Annotated in this window: 1 protein-coding gene and 1 pseudogene; both read right to left on the bottom strand. The window is 74.4% G+C overall.

Going from position 1 to position 907, the window contains the following annotated elements; all coding sequences use genetic code 11:
- Positions 1 to 344: pseudogene (locus ABD194_RS21260) on the bottom strand (GNAT family N-acetyltransferase); the annotation flags it as partial.
- A 63-nt stretch (positions 345 to 407) separates the two neighbouring features.
- Positions 408 to 907, bottom strand: a 500-nt coding sequence (locus ABD194_RS21255) for a vWA domain-containing protein (RefSeq protein WP_486388618.1), incomplete at its 5' end; no start/stop codon positions are given.

Raw genomic sequence — 907 nt, 5'->3', positions numbered from 1 at the left:
TCCGCGGAGACCGGCACGTCCGCCGACAGGACGAGCAGCGGGTAGCAGCGGGGCTCGAGTCCCGCCCCGCGCACCGCAGGGAGCAGCGACGGCGTGACCTCGTCGACCCACTCGATCGCCCGCGGCACCGCGAGGGCCTGCTGGCGCTCGAGCACACGGCGTACGTCCTCGGGGGTGAACTGCGCCGACCCGCCGAGCCGCGGCCGCGCGTAGAACTGCCACCCTGTGCCCTCCTCGGCCACGAAGATCGTGAAGGGGCCGCCCTCCTCGGGGACCGCGACGGCGCGCGGGACGCAGTCGTAGTAGGCCTCGATGCGGTCCAGCCGCGGGTCGTGAGCGTGCATGGCGCCACGATGACAGCCGCTGCCCGCGGGCAGCGAGCGAATTGTGGGTGCGGCGGGGGGTCCTCAGCGCCGCCCGCGCCGAGTGCGGAGGTAGTCGGCGACGACGTACTCACCGAGGCGCGACACGTCCGGGGTGAAGACGCGACCACCGGCCCGGCGTGCGACCGCGTCGACGAACCGCGCCAGCCCCGGGTCCTCGCCGAGCATGAAGACGTTGAGCTGGGCGCCCGAGCGGCGCAGCTCGTCGACCTGCGCGACGGTCGCGCGGATCGTCGCCTGGGTCGCGGGCCAGTGGAAGGTCGGCCGGCCGTCGGCCTCGAGGTGCGCGGTCGGTTCACCGTCGGTGACGACGAGGACGACCGGCTCGGCATCGGGGTGCCGCCGCAGGTGCCGGGACGCGAGCACCAGCGCGTGCTGGAGGTTGGTGCCCTGCACCCACTCCGGCTCGGCCTCGGTCAGCTCGGTCGGGGTGAGCCGCCGGGCCGCGAGGTTGAAGCCGATGATCTGCAGCGCGTCGTGCCGGAACCGCGTCTGGACGAGGTGCGAGAGCGCGAGCGCCGTCT

This window comes from Terrabacter terrae (genome assembly GCF_039529575.1).
Classification (GTDB): Bacteria; Actinomycetota; Actinomycetes; order Actinomycetales; family Dermatophilaceae; genus Terrabacter; species Terrabacter terrae.
This window is presented reverse-complemented; position numbering and strand designations above follow the sequence as displayed.